The sequence below is a fragment of the Corynebacterium sp. genome (assembly GCF_030152825.1).
In the GTDB taxonomy this organism is placed as follows: Bacteria; Actinomycetota; Actinomycetes; order Mycobacteriales; family Mycobacteriaceae; genus Corynebacterium.
Genome location: NZ_JASLIP010000036.1, coordinates 1 through 5,862, shown reverse-complemented (window position 1 = coordinate 5,862; position 5,862 = coordinate 1). Strand labels below are relative to the sequence as shown.

The 5,862-nt window shown below is 65.9% G+C and carries 3 protein-coding genes; all 3 read left to right on the top strand.

Annotation, left to right across the window (positions count from 1 at the left end; all coding sequences use genetic code 11):
* The first annotated feature begins 293 nt into the window (after positions 1 to 293).
* Complete coding sequence (locus Q1V78_RS04215) at positions 294 to 2,711, top strand: Ig-like domain repeat protein (protein WP_300612000.1); 2,418 nt, start codon at positions 294 to 296, stop codon at positions 2,709 to 2,711.
* 35 nt (positions 2,712 to 2,746) lie between these two features.
* Entirely contained in the window at positions 2,747 to 5,035 is a 2,289-nt protein-coding gene (locus Q1V78_RS04210; protein ID WP_300611998.1) for an Ig-like domain-containing protein, read from the top strand.
* A 224-nt stretch (positions 5,036 to 5,259) separates the two neighbouring features.
* Positions 5,260 to 5,862, top strand: a 603-nt coding sequence (locus tag Q1V78_RS04205) for a hypothetical protein (RefSeq protein ID WP_300611996.1), incomplete at its 3' end; no start/stop codon positions are given.

Below are 5,862 nucleotides of genomic sequence, written 5' to 3'. Positions count from 1 at the left end.
CCAGCATTGCAAGAAGGTGCTGACTGGCTATAAGGTGCCGCGGGAGTTCTTCCACGTGGCAACGCTGCCGGCTGACCAGATGGGCAAGGTACGCCGCACGGAGATGCGCGCGATCCTGGAGGAGCTGGAGCGCCGCTAGTTTGGACGAGGCCGGCCTAGGGGATGAGGCCGGACCTCCGTCTTTGGGCTTGACATGCACTTGACAGAACTTACTTAGCCCTGCTTAACTACCTCCTAATCTTTCGGCAGCCGCCGGAGGTCTACTCACTTTCACTAACTTAAAAAGGAGTGGGATGAAGAAGGTCATCTCCACCACCGCGACGCTGGCACTGCTGGGCGGCGGTATGTTGTTCATTCCCCAAGCTTCCCTCGCGGAGACTACGTCCGCGTCCATGTCTCTGAGCTGCCAGGCGACCCCCTCTACCAGCTTGGCAGGGCCACAGGAATTCAGCACGGATAATGTCACCGTCAATATCGACTCCCCGAAGAGCGTTCGTATTGGCGAGGAATTCCGCGCTGGCTTCTCCATCGACCCCGTGGAGGTCGAACTGCCTTCGCTGCCATTGGGGGCAAAAATGGAAAGCGCTAGCCGCCTGAAGCTGGACATGGCTCTGCCGGCAGGCGTGGAATTCCTGGGCGCGGAGATCGACGAGTCGAAGTCCAACCTGAAGGGCATGAAGGTCCTCCAGGTGGACGCCGACGGCAACCCTAGCCCTACCGGCGAGTTCCTCCGGGTCACCAGCGCTGATAACGCCACCATCGGCAATGGCCCGAAATCTTCCCGCAATAGCGAGGGCGGGATTAAGTACACCCTGAATGGCTCCAAGATTGACCTGCGCTTCCCGGAGATCACGCTGCGCCTCAAGGCGAAGACGCCCGGAGAGAAGGCGCTGGGCGTGCGCACCCAGGGGGAGGCAGGCACCTTCGCTCGAGACGAGAACTTCCTCACGATGCTGGGCAAGGTGTCAGCCCCCTTTGTTGGCACTATCTGGGCCCCGGTGCAGTGCTCGCCCCGCACCAGCGCTAGCGCACCACTGGACACCCGGGCCGCCAAGCTGGCGAGTGTCACCGTTGAGGACGCTTCCGAGGTGGCCCTAAACCTCGAGGCGACCGGCACTCCGGTCGCCGGTCAGCCCGCAACCCTGAGCGCTCGCCTCGAGCCTGCGGCCGAAGGCACCGTGGAGTTCACCTCCGGTTCCCTGAAGGCCAGCGCCCCAGTGGTTGATGGTGTGGCCACCGCCGATCTGACGTTCCCCATCACGGGCGAGCACGAGGTCACGGCCAGCTTCCAGCCGAAGAATTCCGGCGAGTTCAAGCCAGCCACCGCCACTACCACGGTGACGGTCGCAGGCCAGGATGCTGCCCTGAACGTCGCCGTTCCCGAGAATGCCCCGGCACGTTCGCGCGTGGAGGTCAAGGCCACCGTGGCGCAGGGCGCCGAGGGTACCGTCCGTTTCCGCCTGGGTGATGCGACGGTGACGGCGAAGGTGGACGCTGGTGTCGCCACCGCTGAGCTGCCCACCGGCCCGAACCCAGGGCAGCAGGAGATCACCGCGGAGTTCACCCCAGCGCCACGCAGCGCATTCGCAGCGGGCACGGCCAGCGCTCCGATCACGATCGATGCGGTCACCGGCACGACGATCGAGCTGAACGCGGATCAGACCGGCCCAGTTCGCCCCGGTCAGCCGGTGAGCATCAGCGCCACCGTCACCCCAGCGGAGAACACTGAGCGGGCGGAAGGCACCGTCGAGTTCCTCATCGACGGTGAGCGGATCACCCGCACGCTGGAAGGCCACGCCACGAGTGTGGAGTTCACCCCAGACCGTGAAGGCGACTTCCCTGTGGAGGCCAAGTTCATCCCGGCGGATGACTCCCAAACCCCCGCCGAGGATGTGCTGACCGTGCAGGTGAAGGGCGCTTCTGCGACCGAGATCAAGGTCGACACCCCGCAGAACGTCGAGCCTCTGGTTGAGGCCCCGACCACCGTGACCGTGACCCCGGCGGCTGCTGGCACCGTCACCGCTGTGATCGACGGGCGCCGCATCTCCGCGGAGGTCCAGGAGGACACGGGCACCGCCACCCTGCCGTTGGTGTTCCCCCGCGAAGGGGAATTCGAGGTCCCTATCACCTTCGTCCCTGCTAACCCGGCAGACGCGAAGCGGGCAGCGACCACCACGACGATCACCGTGGCTGCCCCGGCAGCGAGCGACGTCGCGATCGCCCTGAACGGGCCGGATGCCGCAGAGAAGGGCCAGAGCACGAGCTACACCGCGACCCTCACCCCAGAGGTCGGCAGCCAGCGCAGCGTGACGGGCTTCCTGGAGATCCTTATCGGCGGCAAGCCGGTCACCAAGGACGGCGAGCCTGCCCGCATCCCGGTTGTCGAGGGAATCGCAGAGTTCGACGTGCTGTGGAACCGCGCCGGCGCGCAAGAGCTCACTGCGGTCTTCCACAATGCCTCCGGCGAGGAGGTCTCCCGCACGGCAAAAACCGTGACCGTGGCGGGTGATACCAGCACGCCGGGCGACGGAAACAACCAGAACCCCGGCGGTGGCGATGACAACCAGGTGACACCGGGTGGCTCCAGCTCCTCGGCGACCAACCCCTTCGCCCCGCTGATCGACTTCTTCCGCATGCTGTGGGAGTGGCTGACCTCGCTGTTCTCCGGTGGGGGTTCCTCCTCCGGCAGCTCGAGCACGCCCCGCGACTAAGCCCCCCCCACTCCTACTCCTGCAAGGACTTTCCTATGACTTTGTTGCCTTCTCGCCGCTCGGGCCGCCTCGCCCTGGGCGCCATCACCTCCCTGTCCCTGAGTTTCACGCTGCTTTCCGCTGCGCCCATGAGCGCCGCCGCGCCGGTCAAGAAATCGGTGCGGGTCAATCACCAGTGCGTTGAGCATAAGGCGTGGTTCTCCAACGGTTCCGAGTTGACGCTCTCCCCGGATAATGTCGCCGTCGAGTACCCGGAGACCGTGCTCCCGGGCCAGACCTTCACCGTCAAGGTCCAGCCGGGTGAGATGCGCACCGGCGGAAAAAAGACGAGTCGGATGAAGTACGATATCGCGCTGCCGCAGGGGGTGAAGATCAGCAACCTGCGCATCGATGGCGGCGCATCCGAGCTGAATGCGAACCCGGCAGCCGTGGTGCAACGCGTTGACGCCTCCGGCAACCCCAATGCCAATGGCGCTTTCGCCCGCATCTGGGACGGCACGCACTCGGTGAATAACGGTGGCCAAGAAAGCGACAGCTGGGGTAACGGCCCTGGGCTAGCAGCACCTGAGAATACGAGTTTCCGCCTGCCACGGATCGCCTTCGACGTCACCGCCCCCACCACGGTCGGTTCGAAGATCGTGACTGGTCTGCGGGCAGCCGGCACCGCTGCTGGCCCCGCCAGCAAGGAGAACCGGGACAACACCCTCTCCATGCTCGCCACAGCCTTCCGTACCGACGCGGTCTACTGCACCGCGGATGCCGCTGGCAAGACCCTCACCAGCACCACGGTGGCCCTGCGCGATACGCAGACCGAGTTCGACGAGACCTCCACCGACCTCGAGGTGTTCAGCGGCGAGGGCGAGGTCACCCTAAAGGCCCTCGTCAAGGGCACAGATGGCCAGCCCATCACCGAAGGCAAGGTCGAATTCGACCTGGGCGACGGTCAGCGCCGCACCGTGGACGTTCGCGATGGTGTCGCGGAGCTGCGCTACACCTACGCCGAGCTCGCGGACCGCGAATCCGTCAAGCACAAGGTTGTGGCCCGCTACCTGGGCGTCGAGGGGCGCACCGGCGCTTCGGAGGCGGCCACGACGGTGACAGTCAACCCGAAGCCGCGCACCGCGCTGAAGGCCACCGTTGACCTCCAGGGCGAGGTCGACGCTACTGCCCCAGCAGACGGCAAGCTGCCGCTGAGCCTGCGCGCTGCAGTCGGTGCGGAGCTGGCTGATCCGGAAGCGAACCCGGACGCTGACGCCACCCTCGAGGACGGCGTGGAAGTGGTGTTCTTCAACGGCGACGAGGAAATCGGCCGCGCGAAGACCGCCAATGGCGTGGCGGAACTGCAGACCACCGTGCCGGATGAGGCGGCCACGCTGCAGCTACGCGCCGTCGTCGAGGACTTCGAGAACGACACCCAGGAGGTCTCCGGCGCCGAGGACACGCTTGAGCTGAAGGTCGCTCCTGTGTCGAAGACGACCCTGCAGCTGGGCGCGGTCAAACCGGCCCTGGTCGGCGAGAAGCGGACGCTGAGCGCTCGCTACGAGGTGTCCGCGGGTTCCCCCGAGGGCGCCGAGGTGATCTTCCGCGCCAATGGGGTTCGCGTGGGCACCGCGCAGACCGACGCTGAGGGCAACGCGAGCGTGGAGCACACCTTCGATCAGGCTGGTCTGCAGAAGATCACCGCGGAGGTTCGGGAGCGCGAAGTGGATGGCCGGATCTTCAGCAAGGCTGTGGCAGAGCCCGTCACCTTTGAGATTCTGACCGTCAAGGAGGTGGAGACCGGAACCACGCTGACCCGCGAGGATGTCTCGGTCGACCTGGATGCCACCCCGCTGACCGGCGACGCCGTGGCGTTCACCGCGAAGGTGACCGTCGAGGGCGACGAGGAGATCCCTGAGGGCGCCACGGTCTCCTTCTTCGACGGTGAGAATTTCCTGGGCACCGCACCGGTCAACCCGACTACCGGGGAGGCTCGCTTCGAGTACCGCTTCCCGACGCGCGGCGAGCACCAGATCCGCGCCGTCTTCAACGGCCAGCAGCGCATCAATGACGAGGGCGTGGTCACCACTGTGCTGAAGCCTTCCACCTCCGAGGCGCTCACCGTTGAGGTTAAGGCCCACGAGATCGAGGTTGAGGACACCCCCGGCGCCGGTGACGGCAATGGCGGTGGCAACGGCGATGATCAGAACCAGGGTGGTTCGGACGGCTCCGACATGGGCTCGACCGACGGCTCTATCCTGCGCAAGCTGCTGATTGCGCTCGGTGCGATCGGCGTGATCAGTGCAGTGATCGCTGCGGTGATGCACGTCCTTCACCAGCGCTAAAGCGCCTAGTGTGAACCCAGGGTGCGGACCGACGCACTCTGGGTTTTTCTTTGCCAGGAGCCGTTGGGCTCAGCCGAGTTTGACAGCGCCGAGGTGGCCAGGCTGCCCCGGAGGGCCAGCTCAGCAGGCGGGCGCCGTCACACGGGCGCGAAAAGACCCCCTGGCGAGGAAACACACCCTCGCTACAGGCTTTTGCCTGCTGCGTTGATTAGCATCATGAGCTTATGAGCTCATCTTCCTCTCAGGCTTCTGTTATTCGCCGCCGCCTCGCCACCACCGGCGCCTTCGCCCTGGCAGTAGCCACCGCCGCCACGCTAGCCACCGCCCCCGCCTCCGCCGCGCCCCGCCCGGTGCAGGACCCGCAGGGCTTCATCGTCTCGCCGGCGCGCACCCAGATCAGCTTCACCTACTCCCCCACCGGCTTCGTCGCTGGCACCCGCAATCAGCACGAGGCTCGCCCCGGGCTGTCCATCGTGAAGCTCTACATCGCGGACTATGTGTTCAAGCACGGCACGCCCGCCGATAAGGCCCGCGCCTCCGAGATGATCCGTACCTCCAGCGATGCGATCACCTCCCAGCTCTACCGCAAGTACCCGCAGTCCATCTCCGCGACCGCGCGGACCTACGGGCTGCGCAACACCCACTCGAACGCGCACTGGGGCTATGCCCGCACCTCCTCCTTCGATTCCATGAAGTTCGTGGAGGCCAAGAAGCGGCGCAACTACAACGACCCGGTGCTCGTCGCGATGCGGCAGGCCACCCCGCGCGCCGCCGACGGTTACGCGCAGGACTACGGCACCGCCGTCCTGCCGGGTGCGGTGGGCACG